The organism is Sodalis sp. RH21 (genome assembly GCF_047324175.1).
In the GTDB taxonomy this organism is placed as follows: domain Bacteria; phylum Pseudomonadota; class Gammaproteobacteria; order Enterobacterales; family Enterobacteriaceae; genus Acerihabitans.
Genome location: NZ_CP178732.1, coordinates 2,615,812 through 2,631,529, shown reverse-complemented (window position 1 = coordinate 2,631,529; position 15,718 = coordinate 2,615,812). Strand labels below are relative to the sequence as shown.

Annotated in this window: 15 protein-coding genes and 1 tRNA gene; 10 read left to right on the top strand and 6 right to left on the bottom strand. The window is 56.7% G+C overall.

The annotated features are described in order from the left end of the window. Positions 1–64: 64 nt before the first annotated feature. A complete protein-coding gene (gene rssB / locus ACL2XP_RS12090; RefSeq protein ID WP_413738742.1) occupies positions 65–1,078 on the bottom strand; it encodes a two-component system response regulator RssB in 1,014 nt (337 codons plus the stop codon). Between the two features lie 582 nt (positions 1,079–1,660). Here rssB and ACL2XP_RS12085 point away from each other — a divergent pair. From ACL2XP_RS12085 to ACL2XP_RS12065, 5 genes are all read left to right on the top strand, one after another. Beyond that, a complete protein-coding gene (locus tag ACL2XP_RS12085) occupies positions 1,661–2,125 on the top strand; it encodes a YchJ family protein (RefSeq protein ID WP_413738741.1) in 465 nt (154 codons plus the stop codon). 66 nt (positions 2,126–2,191) lie between these two features. After that, positions 2,192–3,040 carry a formyltetrahydrofolate deformylase gene (gene purU / locus ACL2XP_RS12080; RefSeq protein WP_413738740.1) on the top strand — a complete coding sequence of 283 codons (849 nt, stop codon included), beginning with the start codon at positions 2,192–2,194 and terminating at the stop codon, positions 3,038–3,040. A 183-nt stretch (positions 3,041–3,223) separates the two neighbouring features. Next, a tRNA-Tyr gene (locus ACL2XP_RS12075) sits at positions 3,224–3,308 on the top strand. 203 nt (positions 3,309–3,511) lie between these two features. Then, a complete protein-coding gene (xthA, locus tag ACL2XP_RS12070) occupies positions 3,512–4,318 on the top strand; it encodes an exodeoxyribonuclease III (protein ID WP_413738739.1) in 807 nt (268 codons plus the stop codon). Then, positions 4,297–4,716, top strand: coding sequence for a pyrimidine (deoxy)nucleoside triphosphate diphosphatase (locus ACL2XP_RS12065; protein ID WP_413738738.1), 420 nt, complete (start codon positions 4,297–4,299; stop codon positions 4,714–4,716). The genes xthA and ACL2XP_RS12065 overlap by 22 nt, the downstream gene beginning before the upstream one ends. Positions 4,717–4,845: 129 nt before the next feature. Here the strand turns inward: ACL2XP_RS12065 and ACL2XP_RS12060 are convergent, their stop codons facing one another. Continuing rightward, entirely contained in the window at positions 4,846–6,798 is a 1,953-nt protein-coding gene (locus tag ACL2XP_RS12060; RefSeq protein ID WP_413739138.1) for a DNA topoisomerase III, read from the bottom strand. 167 nt (positions 6,799–6,965) lie between these two features. Next, positions 6,966–7,517 carry an NAD(P)H nitroreductase gene (locus ACL2XP_RS12055; RefSeq protein WP_413738737.1) on the bottom strand — a complete coding sequence of 184 codons (552 nt, stop codon included), beginning with the start codon at positions 7,515–7,517 and terminating at the stop codon, positions 6,966–6,968. Positions 7,518–7,789: 272 nt separating this feature from the next. Here ACL2XP_RS12055 and sppA point away from each other — a divergent pair, with 272 nt between their 5' ends. The 3 genes from sppA (at position 7,790) to pncA (ending at position 11,513) form a co-directional block, all read left to right on the top strand. Then, a complete protein-coding gene (sppA, locus tag ACL2XP_RS12050) occupies positions 7,790–9,640 on the top strand; it encodes a signal peptide peptidase SppA (RefSeq protein ID WP_413738736.1) in 1,851 nt (616 codons plus the stop codon). A gap of 138 nt (positions 9,641–9,778) precedes the next feature. Then, on the top strand, positions 9,779–10,855 hold the full coding sequence (gene ansA, locus ACL2XP_RS12045; RefSeq protein WP_413738735.1) for an asparaginase: 1,077 nt from the start codon (positions 9,779–9,781) through the stop codon (positions 10,853–10,855). A gap of 13 nt (positions 10,856–10,868) precedes the next feature. Then, positions 10,869–11,513 carry a bifunctional nicotinamidase/pyrazinamidase gene (gene pncA / locus ACL2XP_RS12040; protein ID WP_413738734.1) on the top strand — a complete coding sequence of 215 codons (645 nt, stop codon included), beginning with the start codon at positions 10,869–10,871 and terminating at the stop codon, positions 11,511–11,513. Between the two features lie 28 nt (positions 11,514–11,541). Here pncA and ACL2XP_RS12035 read toward each other — a convergent pair whose 3' ends face one another. Together ACL2XP_RS12035 and msrB are read right to left on the bottom strand one after the other, a co-directional pair. Continuing rightward, on the bottom strand, positions 11,542–11,820 hold the full coding sequence (locus tag ACL2XP_RS12035) for a YeaC family protein (RefSeq protein WP_413738733.1): 279 nt from the start codon (positions 11,818–11,820) through the stop codon (positions 11,542–11,544). Between the two features lie 162 nt (positions 11,821–11,982). Further along, the gene (gene msrB, locus ACL2XP_RS12030; protein WP_413738732.1) at positions 11,983–12,396 is read right to left on the bottom strand and encodes a peptide-methionine (R)-S-oxide reductase MsrB; all 414 of its coding nucleotides are present in this window, start codon (positions 12,394–12,396) and stop codon (positions 11,983–11,985) included. A 350-nt stretch (positions 12,397–12,746) separates the two neighbouring features. Here msrB and gapA point away from each other — a divergent pair, with 350 nt between their 5' ends. Further along, positions 12,747–13,745 carry a glyceraldehyde-3-phosphate dehydrogenase gene (gene gapA / locus ACL2XP_RS12025; RefSeq protein WP_413738731.1) on the top strand — a complete coding sequence of 333 codons (999 nt, stop codon included), beginning with the start codon at positions 12,747–12,749 and terminating at the stop codon, positions 13,743–13,745. 82 nt (positions 13,746–13,827) lie between these two features. Further along, entirely contained in the window at positions 13,828–14,700 is an 873-nt protein-coding gene (locus ACL2XP_RS12020; RefSeq protein ID WP_413738730.1) for a D-hexose-6-phosphate mutarotase, read from the top strand. Between the two features lie 75 nt (positions 14,701–14,775). Here the strand turns inward: ACL2XP_RS12020 and ACL2XP_RS12015 are convergent, their stop codons facing one another. Then, positions 14,776–15,630, bottom strand: coding sequence for an aldo/keto reductase (locus tag ACL2XP_RS12015; RefSeq protein WP_413738729.1), 855 nt, complete (start codon positions 15,628–15,630; stop codon positions 14,776–14,778). Positions 15,631–15,718 lie beyond the last annotated feature (88 nt).

The following is a 15,718-nucleotide window of genomic DNA, read 5'->3' as shown; positions in this document are numbered from 1 at the left end:
TATAAATTAATAACTTGGCTGGTCAAATAACGGGCAACCGGTTGCTTGTACAACCGGGAGGAAATCAGTCGGTGGATAACATTAAGCGCAGCCTGCCGCCCGCGCCCCAAACCTGGCATTGCCAGGCGGTGCAATGCTGGCTGATCTGGTTGAGGTAGGCATTATTCATGGTGCCTAGCGGCACGCCGCTATTTAGCTGGATTTGCTGGTTATTGGCGGTCAGGGTAGCGTTAAGGCCCGCAGAAACCAGAATAAGGTTATTGAGGCCGCGGTGATAATATCCCACCAATAATGGAAATTGCCCGTCCAGGTTAGCTTTCCTCAGCAGTTGGTTAACCTGCTTGAGCAAAGTGGATAATTCAGGCAGCCGATGCGCCCGGTTGGCTAAATGCGCCTGCAATAGACCGTTGAATAATGCCCGCAGCAGTAAGGCCGCCAGTACGCCTTTTTCCTCGGCGCGGGTGACATCCAGGCAATAAAAGGCCAGATCGTGTTCGGACAGCGCGGCGATATCCAGCACCATGCCCGGCTGTTCGGCCATGGTTAATTGCCGGTAGTTCACCCGGCAGCGGGCAATATTTTGCTGTACCGGCGGCTGGAGCTGTTTAAGCAGTTTGGCCGCGGCGCCCGGATGCTGGCTGAGGGCGTCCCAGTCCTGGAAGAGTTGTTCTTCCTCATCCACCTGCGAGGTGAACATATCGGGATAAAGGCAAGCGAGCACCGTTTCGCGCAACCTGACGAAATCATCCACCGGTTTTAGCAAGACATCCTGCACCCCGAGGCGCAGCACTTTGGCGATATCGGTCATTTGATCGGTGCCGGAAACCACCAGCACCGGCGTAGTGGCGTCCACCGCCCGAAAACGTTCCACGAAAGTCAGGCCGTTCATTTCGGCCATCTCAAGGTCGCAAATCACCAGATCCGGTCTGGCGGATGGCAGCATATTCAACGCTTCGCCCCCGTGGGACGCTTCGTGTACCACGGCCCCCAGGGACTTGAGAAATCGAGACAGCACGGACCGGAATTCAGCCTCGTCCTCCACAATCAAAATTTGTTTGTTTACTAACGGCTTTGCCATCAAAGACCCCTTTTCCCGATCGGCTAAACAGTGGCTCAGTCACGCCACTTTTACTTTTAAGAAATTTCAGGGGCTGATTAGTGCTGCTTATTATTCATTCTGACGTATATTTCACCCTATATCGCGCCGTTCTTCTGACGACCCCCTGATACCCTGTTTAACCCGCCGGAGCGCCTCAACGACAGCGTTAAAATGATGTTACTTAAGTAAGGAGCGTAGTCGTCATTAGGCAAAAATGCATCTTATCCGGGCAAAATGATGGAGGTTTAGCGTCCCTTTGACAAGGATAAATAGCCTTTTCATTGAAAATCCGTATCATTATTTGTTCAAAATCATTGATTTTTTCCTTAAACTTCAGTCCAGAGCCGGATAGACAACTTTTTCTGCGTCTGCGCCGCATTTAGCCCGGTTGGGTGTAAATATTTTATTCTTCATGCCGGCTCGGATCGTGCCGATTAGTGCCGAATCGCTATGGCGAGAGGTGCCGGCAACCCGCGCCGGAGGGATGAACGGCGCCGTTATGCGAAACCGCGCCTCCCCCCGGCGGCGCTTACATCAACAGCAGTTATCAATAGAGGTGATGTGGAAAATCCATGCCCATGCGGCAGCGGCCTGAACTTGAACGTTTGCTGCGGCCCGTTTATCAGCGGCGTTAGCGTCCCGCCGACCCCGGTGGCGCTGATGCGTTCCCGTTATACCGCATTTGCCCGCCATGATGTCGATTACCTGATCGCCACCTGGCACCCGGCGTGCGACGCCGCGCGCTGGCGTGGCGAGATTGCCGCCAATTTCGCCGCTACGCAATGGCGCGGCCTGGAAATATTACAGGAAACCGCTGGGAAAAATGCCGATGAAGGGTATGTGGAGTTTATCGCCCGCTTTTTTGACCAGCAGCGGCAGCGGCCGGGGTTTATTCATGAGCGCTCGCGCTTTGTCCGCAGTGCCGAACGCTGGTATTATATGGATGGCGTGCATAAGCAGCCCGCGAGAAACGACCCCTGCCCCTGCGGTTCGGGTAAAAAATATAAGAAGTGTTGCGGACAATAACCCGCCCGGTGTATGCCGGGACACATTTCAATTGTTATCATCAGCCTGGACAGGATCGGCACGTTAATGCAGTCGCAAACGATACAGAGAAAAATATTACGCACTATTTGCCCGGATGCGCAGGGTTTGATCGCGCAAATCACCAGCATTTGCTTCAGTCATCATTTGAACATCGTGCAGAATAATGAATATGTCGATCACCGCAGCGGCCGCTTTTTTATGCGCACCGAGCTGGAAGGCGTGTTCGATGATGAACGCCTCCTGGCCGATCTCGATCGGGTATTGCCGGCGGGCACGGTGCGCGAGCTCAATCAGGCCGGCCGCCGGCGGATTGTGGTGCTGGTGACCAAAGAGGCCCACTGCCTGGGCGATCTGTTGATGAAAAGCGCCTACGGCGGGCTGGATGTGGATATCGCCGCGGTCATCGGCAACCACGAAACCCTGCGCACCCTGGTGGAGCGCTTTGATATTCCGTTTCATCTGGTCAGCCATGAGGGTTTCAGCCGGGAAGAACACGATGCGCGTATGGCGGAGCACATCGACCCTTATGCGCCGGATTATGTGGTTCTGGCGAAGTATATGCGGGTGCTGACGCCAACGTTTGTGCGCCATTACCCCAACAAGCTGATTAATATCCATCACTCGTTCCTGCCGGCGTTTATCGGCGCGCGCCCTTATCATCAGGCCTATGAGCGCGGCGTTAAAATCATCGGCGCCACCGCCCATTATGTTAACGATAATCTCGACGAGGGGCCGATCATCAGCCAGGACGTGATTAATGTCGATCATACCTATACGGCCGAGGATATGATGCGCGCGGGCCGCGACGTGGAGAAAAACGTGCTGAGCCGGGCGTTATACCGCGTTTTGGCGCAGCGGGTGTTTGTTTACGGCAACCGCACCATTATTTTATAGACTTGTGGGTAAATTCCGCGTCGAGGGGCGCGTTAGCGCCGGGTTGCCGGCGTCCGGGGGCAGCTTTTGCCGCCTTATGTTGAAAAAAGCGGCAAGTGAATCATTCCAGGGGAGTTTGCTCTTTACACCGCCGTTTTATTTGATATGATGCGCCCCGCTTAACGCGATTATTGTTGTAGGCCAGGTGGGGTTCCCGAGCGGCCAAAGGGAGCAGACTGTAAATCTGCCGTCACTGACTTCGAAGGTTCGAATCCTTCCCCCACCACCATTTCAAGCAGCTCCTCCGTATTTCCCCAAAAAGACAAGTTCACAGACTTCCCATCAGGGGAAGGACGAGAACCTTCGACCAAGGTTCGAGCCGAGCTACGCGAGGCAACGATGCGCCAGCATCTATTACTCTGCCCCGGCTCCGTTTGAAAGCATTCCCATTTCTGCTACCATCACTCAACCTTCCCCTCGATGGCGGCTAAAATGAAGTTTGTCTCCTTTAACATCAATGGCCTGCGAGCCAGACCACATCAGCTGGCGGCGATAATCGACCAGCACCAGCCCGATATCATCGGCCTGCAGGAAACCAAAGTCCATGATGATATGTTCCCCCTTGAAGACGTGGAAAAACATGGTTATAACGTCTATTACCACGGCCAAAAAGGCCATTACGGCGTGGCGCTGCTGAGCCGCGATAAGCCGCTGGCCATCCGCCGGGGGTTCTCCACCGACGATATCGACGCCCAGCGCCGCATCATCATGGCCGATTTCGCCACCCCACAAGGCATCCTGACGGTGGTTAACGGCTACTTTCCCCAAGGGGAAAGCCGCGATCACCCGACCAAATTCCCCGCCAAACAACGCTTCTACCAGGACTTGCACCACTACGTTGAGCAAAATCATCATGCGGAATCGTTGCTGCTGATTATGGGCGATTTAAATATCAGCCCCACCGACCTGGATATCGGTATCGGCGAAGAGAACCGCAAACGCTGGCTGCGTACCGGCAAATGCTCATTCCTGCCGGAAGAACGGCAGTGGCTGGCGCAGTTGCAATCCCTGGGATTGGTCGATACCTTCCGCGCACGCTTCCCCGACAGCGCCGACCGTTTCTCGTGGTTTGATTACCGTTCCCGGGGATTTGATGAAAACCGCGGCCTGCGCATCGATCTGCTGCTGGCTTCCCGGCTTCTGGCGCAGGCCTGCACCGCCACCGGCATCGATTATGACATCCGGGCGATGGAAAAACCGTCCGACCATGCGCCGGTATGGGCCGACTTCTCGCTATGACGGGGCCGTTGCCCGTCGTTGTCGTGGTGGCCGCCATCATTGAGCGCCAGGGCGAGATTTTTCTGGCGCGCCGGGACAACCGGCGCGATCAGGCCGGCCTGTGGGAATTTCCCGGCGGCAAAGTCGAACCCGGCGAAAACCAGCCTGAAGCGCTGAGTCGGGAACTGCAAGAAGAGCTGGCCATCACCGCCCGCATCGGCGACTACATCGCCAGCCAGGATATTGTGCTGAACGACCGGCGGATAGCGCTGCATGCCTGGCATGTGCCGTCGTTTACCGGCGAGATCATGTTACACTGTCACAGCGAGTATCGCTGGCTATTGCCCGCAGCCGCCATGGGGTATGCGCTGGCTCCGGCGGACCAGCCTTTACTCCGGGCCTTCCTCAACTTTAAGTGACGGCGTCACAAAACCGGCAACGCCTGGATACCGGCCGCGGGCCTGATTTTCCGCGGCGCCATGCCCCCTGCTCGCGTGGCGGTAGGATATGGCGGTCAAAAGGCATGGCGGGCCAATGCGGCGCCGGCGTTATCCGCCGGCGGCCGGTTTACGCGGCGCTTTGGGCCCCGCCCGCTTATTTCTGGCGCCCTTGGGTTTGCCCGCGCCGGTGCCAGATGCCGCCGGCGGCAACCCGCGCAGCGACGCAGGCGCCGGTTGCCGGCGCGCCTGCTGGATCAGGCTATGCAACGTGTCGGTCAACGGCTGCATAAAATCCTGATAGCGGCACTGCTTTTCGCTGATTTTAGTTAAGGTCGCCTCCCAATGGGCGGTCATATCGGGCAGGGCCGCGCTCTCCGGCAGCGCATGGATCAGTCCGCGGCCGGTGGCACTGGAAAGAATATTCCGGCCTTTTTTATACAAAAACCCGCGGGTAAACAACAATTCGATAATCCCGGCCCGGGTCGCTTCGGTGCCCAGGCCGTCGGTGGCGCGCAGGATTTTTTTCAGTTCTTTATCCTGGACAAAACGCGCGATGCCGGTCATGGCGGACAGCAGCGTGGCATCGTTGAAAGGTCTGGGAGGCTGGGTCTCGCGGGAAACCACTTCGCCGGACTCGCACAGCAATACATCCCCTTTCGCCACCACCGGCAGCGGCGTGCCGTCATTTTCTTCATCCCGCTCTTTGCCGCCCAGCAAACTGCGCCAGCCGGCCTCGGCCAAAAAACGGGCCTTGGCGACAAACTTGCCGCCGGCGATATCCAAATTGATGGTGCAGCGCCGGAAAACCGCATCGGCACAAAACTGCATTAGATATTGCCGCGCCACCAGCCCGTACACATGCTGTTCATTTTCGGTCAGCGACGTTTTACCGGCGCGGGCGGTGGGAATGATGGCATGGTGGGCGTCGACTTTCTTATCATCCCAGCAGCGATTTTTCTGGGTGGTGGTCAGCGCGGCCTGCGCCATCAAATCGGGCTGATGGGCGTTGATGGCGTTTAATACCGCCTGGCGCCCGGCGAAATGTTCTTCCGGCAGATAGCGGCAGTCCGAACGGGGATAGGTAATTAATTTATGCGTCTCGTACAGGCGCTGGCAGACGTCCAGCACCTGCTGCGCGCTGAGCCCATAACGCCTGGCCGCTTCGATTTGCAGGGTGGACAACGAGAACGGCAGCGGCGGAATGTCGGCCTCCTGCTTATCCTGATACAACGTTACCCGCGCGGGCTGTCCGGCGATACGGGCGACCACGTGGTCCGCCAGCGAACGATGCAGCAGCCGCCCTTCCTCGTCCTGGTAGGATTCGCAGGCCTCGCTGGGCACCCACAGCGCCACGAAACGTTCCTGCGCCGGCGTCACGATATGGGCCTTGACTTCAAAATAGGTTTTGGGGACGAAATTTTCAATCTCTTCGTCCCGCTTGACCACCAGCCCCAGCACCGGCGTTTGCACCCGCCCCACGGATAATACGCCCTGATATCCGGCATTGCGCCCGAGCAGGGTATAGGCGCGGGTCATATTAATGCCGTATAGCCAATCGGCCCGGGCGCGCGCCAGCGCCGATACGCACAGGGGAATAAATTCGCGGTTTTCACGCAGGCGCGAAATAGCCTTGCTCACGGCCTGGGGATTAAGATCGTTAACCAGGCAGCGCTTGGCGTTGCGGCGCTTATCCCCGGCCAGGGCCAGATAGTCGAGCACTTCATCCACCAACAGCTGCCCCTCGCGATCGGGGTCGCCGGCATGAATCACTTCCGTGGCCTCGGCCAGCAGCTTTTTTACCACGTTAAGCTGTTTGAGAACGGACGGCCGCGGCTGCAATTGCCATTTTTCCGGCACGATGGGCAAGTCCGCCAGCGACCAGCGGGCATAACGCCCGTCATAGGCATCGGGCTGCGCCTGCTCCAGCAGATGGCCGATACACCAGGTCACGACATGATCCGCGCCGCAGGCGATAAACCCGTCGCCACGGCGGTGGGGTTGCGGCAGCACATCGGCAATGGCTCGCGCCAGACTGGGCTTTTCAGCGATATAAAGCTGCATCACGCACCATCAAATTTCACCCTATACCTCTTCGGCAGGTCTTTATCAGCGGGCAACAGGATACCATCGTTGCGCTTGTCCGGCCACGGGCCGGGGCGGGCAATACATTTACGCGCTATTCGGCACGACCCGGGGGGTGGCCCCGGGGACATGCCGGGCGAAAAGGCTCAGAAATGGCGCACGAAAGGTTCCGTCGCCGGGGGAATCAGCGTGGTGGAGGCTTTTAACTGCGGTGTGCCCAGATACAGGAAGCCGACGATCTCATCATGCTCGCGGCAGCCGAAGGCTTGTTTCACCTCGGCCTGGGTCGCCCAAAGACCGGTGCGCCAGATACCGTTGAACCCTTGCGCCAGGGCGGCCATCTGCATCGCCTGCACCGCGCATCCCGCGGATACCACCTGCTCCCAATGGGGCACTTTGGTCTGGGTGTCGCACCATGCCAGGACGGCGATAATCATAGGCGCGCGAAAAGGCGCCTTTTTGGCTTTTTCAATACCCTTCTCGTCCATGCCGTTGCTTAACGCGCACTGATGCAGCAGCTCGCTAAAACGCGTGCGGCCTTCCCCCTCGATAATCACAAATCGCCAGGGCTGCAGCGTCCCGTGGTCGGGCGCGCGCATGCCGGCGCGAATGATATTATCCAGACTGTCGCCGGCGGGAGCCGGCTCGGTGAGCCTTGAGGCGGAACGACGGTTTAATAAAAGTTCTAATGCATCCATTACCTTACTCCTGAAGTTAAGCACTCTTTGGCGCTGGTCGAGGGCTGCGAACACGTTAATTGATGCCCAATGTTGGAAACAGTATGACGCGTTTTAACCCATTTTTTTATTATCTTTAATGCTGACTTTTGCCGGGGGGATCTTTAGGATACCTGACATTGCTATCTCATCGGCATTATGGCGAATAATTAGCCGCCCACGCGTGGATGAATAAGCGCGTCGGGTAGATTTTACATTATGATTCCTGCAAACGTAGTTTTTATGGAGAGCACATGCGCACATTGTGGCGAATAATATCCGGCCCCTTCAGGTGGTGCTGGCGTTTGTTGAATTTCATCCGCGAATTTATCCTCAACCTTTTCATGATTTTCATCGTTATCGTTTGCGTCGGCATTTATTTACAGGTGCATCGTTCCGCACCCGAACCGGGGAAAGGCGCCCTGCTGGTCGATCTGACCGGCGTGGTGGTGGAAAAGCCTTCGGTCAATAATAAAGTCCGGCAGATCGGCCGCGAAATTCTGGGAGCTTCCAGTAATCGCTTACAGGAAAACTCCCTGTTTGATGTGGTAGACATGCTGCGCCAGGCTAAATCCGATAACAATATCACCGGCCTGGTACTCTCTTTGAAGGATTTTGCGGGCACGGATCAAACCTCGCTGCAATATATCGGCAAGGCCCTGCGCGAATTCCGCGACAGCGGCAAACCCATCTATGCCGTGGGCGACAGCTACAATCAGGCGCAATACTATCTGGCGAGCTTCGCCAACAAAATCTATCTCACCCCGCAGGGCGCGGTGGATTTGCACGGGCTGGCCACCAATAATCTTTACTACAAATCACTGCTGGATAAATTAAAAGTCAATACCCATATTTTCCGGGTCGGCACCTATAAATCCGCAGTGGAACCGTTCCTGCGCGATGATATGTCGCCCGCGGCCCGGGACGCGGATACCCGCTGGCTCGGCCAGCTGTGGCAGCACTATCTCGATACCGTCGCCGCCAATCGGCAAATCACCCCGCAACAGCTATTCCCCGGCGCGCAAACCATGCTGGCGGATCTGCAAGCGGTGGACGGCGACACGGCCCAGTTCGCCCTGCATAATAAGTGGGTGGACACCGTGGCCTCGCGTTTCTCCATAGAAACCGAAATGACCAAGGCGTTCGGCTGGAACAAACAGAAAAATGCGTTCAACGCGGTCAGCATCTATGACTACCCTATGAAACCGCAGCCGGAAAAAGGCGGCGAAATAGCGGTAATCTTTGCTAACGGCGCCATCATCGACGGGCCGGAAACCCCGGGATCGGTCGGCGGCGACACTACCGCCGGCCAAATCCGCGATGCCCGGCTCGATCCGGCCATCAAGGCCATTGTTTTCCGCGTCAATAGCCCCGGCGGCAGCGTCAGCGCCTCCGAGCTTATCCGTTCCGAGCTGGAATCGGCCCGCGCGGCGGGCAAACCGGTAGTGGTTTCCATGGGCGGCATGGCCGCGTCCGGCGGCTATTGGATCTCCACGCCGGCCAATTATATTATCGCCAGTTCCAGCACCCTGACCGGCTCGATTGGCATCTTCGGGGTGATCAATACCTTCGAGGATACCCTGGGCAGCGTCGGCGTCCATACCGACGGCGTCGCCACCTCGCCGCTGGCCGACTTATCGATAACCAAGGCCTTGCCGCCTGAGTTTTCGCAAATGATGCAGCTCAATATCGAAAACGGCTATAAAAACTTTATTACGCTGGTGGGCAAAGCCCGGAATAAATCGCCGGAGGACGTGGATAAAATCGCCCAGGGGCATGTCTGGGTCGGCAGCGATGCCAAAACCAACGGGTTGGTGGACCAGCTCGGCGATTTTGACGATGCCGTGACCAAGGCCGCCGAACTGGCGAAATTGGATCAATACCATTTGAACTGGTATATCGAGGAACCCAGCCTGATCGATCTGGTCTTGTCCCAAACCAGCGCGTCGATCTATGCCCGCCTGCCGTCGATGATCCAGGCGTTCCTGCCGGTGCCCTCCAGCCAGATCTCCGCCTTGTTCAACGCGCAGCCCGGCCTGTTCGCTCACCTTAATGACCCGCAAAACCGCTATGCCTATTGTTTGTCCTGCGGGGACATTCAATAAGCCAAGCGGCTAAGCGCTCCCCGGTTACCGTCTTGTCCAGGTCGGTAACCGGGCCCCGCGGCCGATGACAAACCCAACTGGTTTTATTGTCATTAAGCCGTATAATTACCCCTATTGCCCCGTCAACCCCATCCTCCCATGCCAAAGAAATCCATCTATGTAGCCTATACCGGCGGCACCATCGGTATGCAACGCTCTGATAACGGCTATGTTCCGGTATCGGGACATTTACAACGCCAACTGGCGCTGATGCCCGAATTTTACCGGCCGGAAATGCCCGATTTTACCGTGCACGAATATGCGCCGCTCATCGACTCCTCCGACATGACCCCCGACGACTGGCGGCATATCGCCCAGGATGTGGCCGAAAACTACCACCTCTACGACGGTTTCGTGATTTTACACGGCACCGATACCATGGCGTTCACCGCGTCGGCGCTGTCGTTTATGCTGGAAAACCTCAACAAACCGGTTATTGTCACCGGTTCGCAGATCCCGCTGGAACAGCTGCGCTCGGATGGCCAGACCAACCTGCTTAACGCGCTCTACCTGGCGGCAAACTATCCGGTCAACGAAGTAACGCTGTTTTTCAATAATAAAATGTTCCGCGGCAACCGCGCCACCAAAGCGCACGCCGACGGCTTCGACGCCTTTGCGTCGCCCAATTTGCCGCCGCTGCTGGAAGCGGGCATTCATATCCGCCGCATCGTCCCGCCGATTTCCCATCACGAAGGGGAAGAACTGATTGTCCACCCCATCACCCCGCAGCCGGTGGGAGTGGTAACGCTCTATCCCGGCATTTCCGCCGATGTGGTGGGTAACTTTTTGCGCCAGCCGGTTAAGGCGCTGATCCTGCGATCCTATGGCGTGGGGAATGCCCCCCAGCATCCGGCGCTGCTTAACGAACTTAAACAGGCCGTCGATCGCGGCAGCGTGGTGGTGAATTTGACTCAATGTTTTTCCGGCCGGGTAGATATGGGAGGATATGCCACCGGCAACGCCCTGGCGCGGGCGGGGGTAATCAGCGGCTTTGATATGACGGTGGAGGCGACGCTGACCAAGCTGCACTTTCTACTCAGTAAACAGTTACCGAGAACGCCGTTGGCGAACCAGCCGCCGCTGGAGCCGCCGCGGCCGGACCAGACCTTGACCGCCGACGATATCCGCCGGCTAATGCAGCAGGATTTACGCGGGGAGTTAACCGCAAACGACTAAGCTGGAGCATCCCATGAGCAGAGCTTTATTGCTGATCGACTTACAAAATGATTTTTGTCCCGGCGGGGCCCTGGCGGTGCCCGAAGGCGACAGGGTTATCGCGGTGGCCAATCGGGCGATGGAATGCTGCCGGCAGGCGTCCATTCCCGTAGTGGCGTCCCTTGACTGGCATCCGCGCAATCACGGCAGTTTCGCCGTCAATGCCGGCCATGAAGCGGGCGGCGCGGGCACCCTCGACGGCCTGCCCCAGATATGGTGGCCGGTGCACTGCGTCCAGCACACGCCGGGGGCGCAGTTGCATCCCCGGCTTAACCACGGGGGGATCGACAAACGCGTCTATAAAGGCCTGCGGGCGGAAATCGACAGCTACAGCGCTTTTTTCGATAACGGGCACCGCCGGCAAACCGAATTGAACGACTGGCTGCGCGCGCGGGACGTCGACCATTTAACGGTGATGGGGCTGGCAACCGATTATTGCGTGAAATTTACCGTGCTGGACGCGCTGTCGCTGGGTTATGCCGCCGACGTGATTACCGACGGGTGCCGCGGGGTAAATCTGGCGCCCGCCGATAGCGACCAGGCGCTGGAGGACATGCATCATCGCGGGGCTACGCTGATGACTGCGGATGAGTTCGCCGCCAGCCTGGCCCGGACCTAAGCACGGCACGCTGGGCGCCGGCGGCGTTTTATTGCGGTTTAAGGCGCGCCACCGGCTGCGGCTGTCCGTCAAGCTCATCGAGCAGTTGCCGCTTGCTCTTCATGACGATCTGGCCGTCGGTGCCGATGCTCATATGCTCCGGCTGATGATTATGGCGCGCTTGCCATAACATCACCATTTGCAGGCAATTCTCCCGCTGCTCCGCGGTTAACGCCACGCCGTCGGGCCATTTTCCCAGCTCCACCGCCCTCTTTAACCGTTCATAGATGTCCGGCGTCAGATTCGCCATCAGCGCATCAATATCCATAAATACAGAATCCACAAGAACCGGTCACGATAAATTCCACGATAACATCCCCCAATAAATTCCATACGGACGAATAATTTGCTGAATCGTTAAAGCGCCATGTGCCGCAAAACGGCCGCCTTCGCCCATGCCATCACCGGCGCAGCGGGCCGGACCGACCGGCTAACCGGCGATTTCTTCGCCATTATCCTGATCTTTAAAGCGCAGCGAGGCGGAGTTTACGCAAAAGCGCGCGCCCCCGGGCTGCGGGCCGTCTGGGAACACATGGCCCAAATGCGCATCGCAATTACCGCAGCGAATCTCCACGCGGTGCATGCCGTGGGAATTGTCATCCAGGTAGCGGATGGCGGTATCGTTTATCGGCTCGTAAAAGCTCGGCCAACCGCATCCGGAGTCATATTTTGTTGCAGAAAAAAACAGCGGTGCATTACAGCACAGGCAATGATATTGGCCGGTGCGCTTATTTTCCAATAGCTTACCGCTATATGGCGGCTCGGTGCCTCTCTCCTGCGTGACGTGGCGCTGCATGTCGGTTAAGGAATCGGGCGTGAACGTGGTGGGATCATTTTTAGCCATAAGTGCGATTCTCTGCCGATTGATGAATAAATACAGGTTTAAAACAGCTTATTATAACAAATAATTAACAACGCTGAAGTGATTTTTAGCTTAAACTAGGTGACGAGAAACAACGTGAGCGGTAAGTGTGATACACATCACATTTAGCTGCCAGGTGCGGTTTACATGGCGGGCCATCGCCCCCATATAATTTGCAGCACCGCGGGTAGCGGAACGAACAATTAACGTTCAAAAGGTGTGATTGGGTTTGATTTTTAGCAATAATTGACACGATTCCGCTTGACGCTGCGTGAGGTTTTTGTAAGTTTACAAGCAACCTTTTATTCACTATTAAATAGCTGGTGGAATATATGACTATCAAAGTAGGTATCAACGGTTTTGGCCGTATCGGCCGTATTGTTTTCCGTGCCGCGCAGGAACGTAACGATGTAGAAATCGTTGCCATCAACGACCTGTTAGATGCTGACTACATGGCGTACATGTTGAAATATGATTCAACTCACGGCCGTTTCAACGGCACCGTGGAAGTAAAAGACGGCCATCTGGTTGTAAACGGCAAAACCATCCGTGTTACCGCAGAGAGAGATCCGGCTAACCTGAAATGGGGCGACGTCGGCGTTGACGTGGTAGCTGAAGCCACCGGTCTCTTCCTGACCGACGAAACCGCGCGTAAGCACATCGCCGCCGGCGCGAAGAAAGTGGTCCTGACCGGTCCTTCCAAGGACAACACCCCAATGTTCGTCATGGGCGTCAACCACAATTCCTATGATGGCCAGGATATCGTTTCCAATGCCTCATGTACCACCAACTGCCTGGCGCCGCTGGCCAAAGTCCTGAACGACAAATTCGGCATCATTGAAGCGCTGATGACCACCGTTCATGCCACCACGGCTACCCAGAAAACCGTCGACGGCCCGTCTCACAAAGACTGGCGCGGCGGCCGCGGCGCATCCCAGAACATCATTCCGTCATCAACGGGCGCCGCCAAAGCCGTGGGTAAAGTTATCCCTGAGCTGAACGGTAAACTGACCGGCGTGGCTTTCCGTGTTCCGACCCCTAACGTTTCCGTTGTCGATCTGACTGCGCGCATTGAAAAAAGCGCAACGTACGAAGAAATCTGTGCGGCAATGAAAGAAGCGTCCGAAGGCGAACTGAAAGGCGTTATGGGTTATACCAATGAAGACGTCGTTTCCACCGATTTTAACGGTGAAAAACTGACTTCCGTGTTTGATGCCAAAGCCGGCGTCGCGCTGAACAAGAATTTTGTAAAATTGGTAGCTTGGTACGATAACGAAACCGGTTATTCTAATAAAGTATTGGATCTGATTTCCCATATCACCAAGAAATAATTTCGATAAAAAGTGACTGATGGGGCGACAGCAATGTCGCCCTTTTTTTTGACTCACATTAACAACCCAAGAAGGCCCAACCATGCACGACTCTGTTTTTGCGTTACCCGTCAAAGAGCAGCTGTCCCCTGCGATCAGCCTGCGTCAACTGGATGAATTGCCGGTTATCGTTATCGATCACCCCAAGGTAAAAGCCGCCGTTACGTTACAGGGCGCCCATCTGATTGCCTGGCAACCTGCCGGTGAACAAGCGGTGTTGTGGTTAAGTGATATCAGTGATTTTAAAGATGGCGTGGCGATCCGCGGCGGCGTGCCGATCTGCTGGCCCTGGTTTGGCAAAGTCGCCAGCCCCAATCACGGTTTTGCCCGTATTTTACCTTGGCAACTGGCGGCGCATGAGGAAGATGACCAGCAGGTCACCCTGAGCCTGACCCTGCGCGACAGCGCCGTCACCGAGCAATATTGGCCAAAACCCTTCGCCCTGAGCGCCACGTATATCCTGGGCAAAACCTGTAGCATTGAGATTGAAGCCCAGGGTGATTTCCAAAATACCACCGCCCTGCACAGCTATTTTAATATCGCCGATATTGCCGATATCAGCGTGGGCGGACTGGGCGATAGCTATATCGATAAGGTCAACGGCGGCGTTACCGCGCACCAGGAAGGCGATGTCACATTCAATGGGGAAGTGGATCGGGTCTATACCCAGCCGCAGGACGTCAGCCTGATTCACGATCGGGGCAATAAGCGCATCATTGAAGTCCATCATCACAACCACAGCGATGTGGTGGCCTGGAATCCGGGTGCGGAATTAGCCCGTAAAATGAGCGACGTTTCCGATGAGGGGTACAAAACCTACGTTTGCGTGGAAACCGCGCGCGTGAACGAACTGCTGGTGGCCGCCCCATCGGCGCCGGCCAAACTGTCCCAGAAGATTGTCGTACGCAAAGCCTGATAAGGCAGGCGATTACGGGCGTGGGCCGGAGAACGATACCGACGCCACTCCCGTTTAGCCCAACGCCTCAGCGGATCACACTATATCGAGATGGGTTTTACGCTGCGGCGCGGGGAACGCCTGATTTAACGCCTGCAACTGCGCTTCGCTCAGTTCAACTGCCAGCGCGCCGGCGTTTTCTTTCACATGAGGCTGGCTGCCGGCTTTAGGAATGGCTATCACGCCGGGTTTACTGATTACCCATGCCAATAGCACCTGCGCGGCGCTAATGCCAAGATCTTGCGCAATACGCGACACGACCTGGCTTTCCATCAAACCGTTGCGTAATTTGCCGGCCTGCGCCAGCGGGCAATACGCCATTACCGGCAGCGAGCGGCGCTGGCACCATGGCAGCAAATCATATTCAATCCCGCGCGACGCCAAGTGATAAAGTACCTGATCGGTCATGCAGGCGCTTCCCCCGGGCAGCGACCACAGCTCCTCCATATCGGCCACGTCCAGGTTCGACACACCCCAGCGTTTGATTTTCCCCGCCTGTTGCAACCGCTCCATGGCGCTGATGGTATCGGCCAGGGGAATGCCGCCGCGCCAATGCAGCAAATAAAGATCGAGATAATCGGTTTGCAGGCGGCGCAGGCTATTTTCGCAGGCGGTTATCGCCTTTTGGCCGCCGGCATTTTGCGGATACACTTTCGACACCAGAAACGCTTCAGCGCGGCGTCCGCTGATGGCTTGGCCGACGACTTTTTCCGCGCCGCCATCGGCATACATTTCCGCCGTATCAATCAGGGTCAGGCCCAGATCAAGGCCATATCGCAGGGCGCGCACTTCGCTGGCGTTATCGCCGGATCGCTCGCCCATATACCACGTGCCCTGGCCTATCGCCGGCACGCCCTGCCCGTCGGGGAAAAATACCTGTTTGCTGGCCATTACTCCTCCTCGTTATGCTAAATTACCGCTAACGCACTATATTGGTGCAAACGAAGCCATTTGCACCAAGCCGGTTCGGGGCGCGCAC

Excerpts from the sequence above, each read along its gene's own strand:
- rssB (WP_413738742.1), bottom strand. The coding sequence starts at position 1,078 with ATGGCAAAGCCGTTAGTAAACAAACAAATTTTGATTGTGGAGGACGAG.
- purU (WP_413738740.1), top strand. The coding sequence starts at position 2,192 with ATGCAGTCGCAAACGATACAGAGAAAAATATTACGCACTATTTGCCCG.
- xthA (WP_413738739.1), top strand. The coding sequence starts at position 3,512 with ATGAAGTTTGTCTCCTTTAACATCAATGGCCTGCGAGCCAGACCACAT.
- ACL2XP_RS12065 (WP_413738738.1), top strand. The coding sequence starts at position 4,297 with ATGGGCCGACTTCTCGCTATGACGGGGCCGTTGCCCGTCGTTGTCGTG.
- ACL2XP_RS12060 (WP_413739138.1), bottom strand. The coding sequence starts at position 6,798 with ATGCAGCTTTATATCGCTGAAAAGCCCAGTCTGGCGCGAGCCATTGCC.
- ACL2XP_RS12055 (WP_413738737.1), bottom strand. The coding sequence starts at position 7,517 with ATGGATGCATTAGAACTTTTATTAAACCGTCGTTCCGCCTCAAGGCTC.
- sppA (WP_413738736.1), top strand. The coding sequence starts at position 7,790 with ATGCGCACATTGTGGCGAATAATATCCGGCCCCTTCAGGTGGTGCTGG.
- ansA (WP_413738735.1), top strand. The coding sequence starts at position 9,779 with ATGCCAAAGAAATCCATCTATGTAGCCTATACCGGCGGCACCATCGGT.
- pncA (WP_413738734.1), top strand. The coding sequence starts at position 10,869 with ATGAGCAGAGCTTTATTGCTGATCGACTTACAAAATGATTTTTGTCCC.
- ACL2XP_RS12035 (WP_413738733.1), bottom strand. The coding sequence starts at position 11,820 with ATGGATATTGATGCGCTGATGGCGAATCTGACGCCGGACATCTATGAA.
- msrB (WP_413738732.1), bottom strand. The coding sequence starts at position 12,396 with ATGGCTAAAAATGATCCCACCACGTTCACGCCCGATTCCTTAACCGAC.
- gapA (WP_413738731.1), top strand. The coding sequence starts at position 12,747 with ATGACTATCAAAGTAGGTATCAACGGTTTTGGCCGTATCGGCCGTATT.
- ACL2XP_RS12020 (WP_413738730.1), top strand. The coding sequence starts at position 13,828 with ATGCACGACTCTGTTTTTGCGTTACCCGTCAAAGAGCAGCTGTCCCCT.
- ACL2XP_RS12015 (WP_413738729.1), bottom strand. The coding sequence starts at position 15,630 with ATGGCCAGCAAACAGGTATTTTTCCCCGACGGGCAGGGCGTGCCGGCG.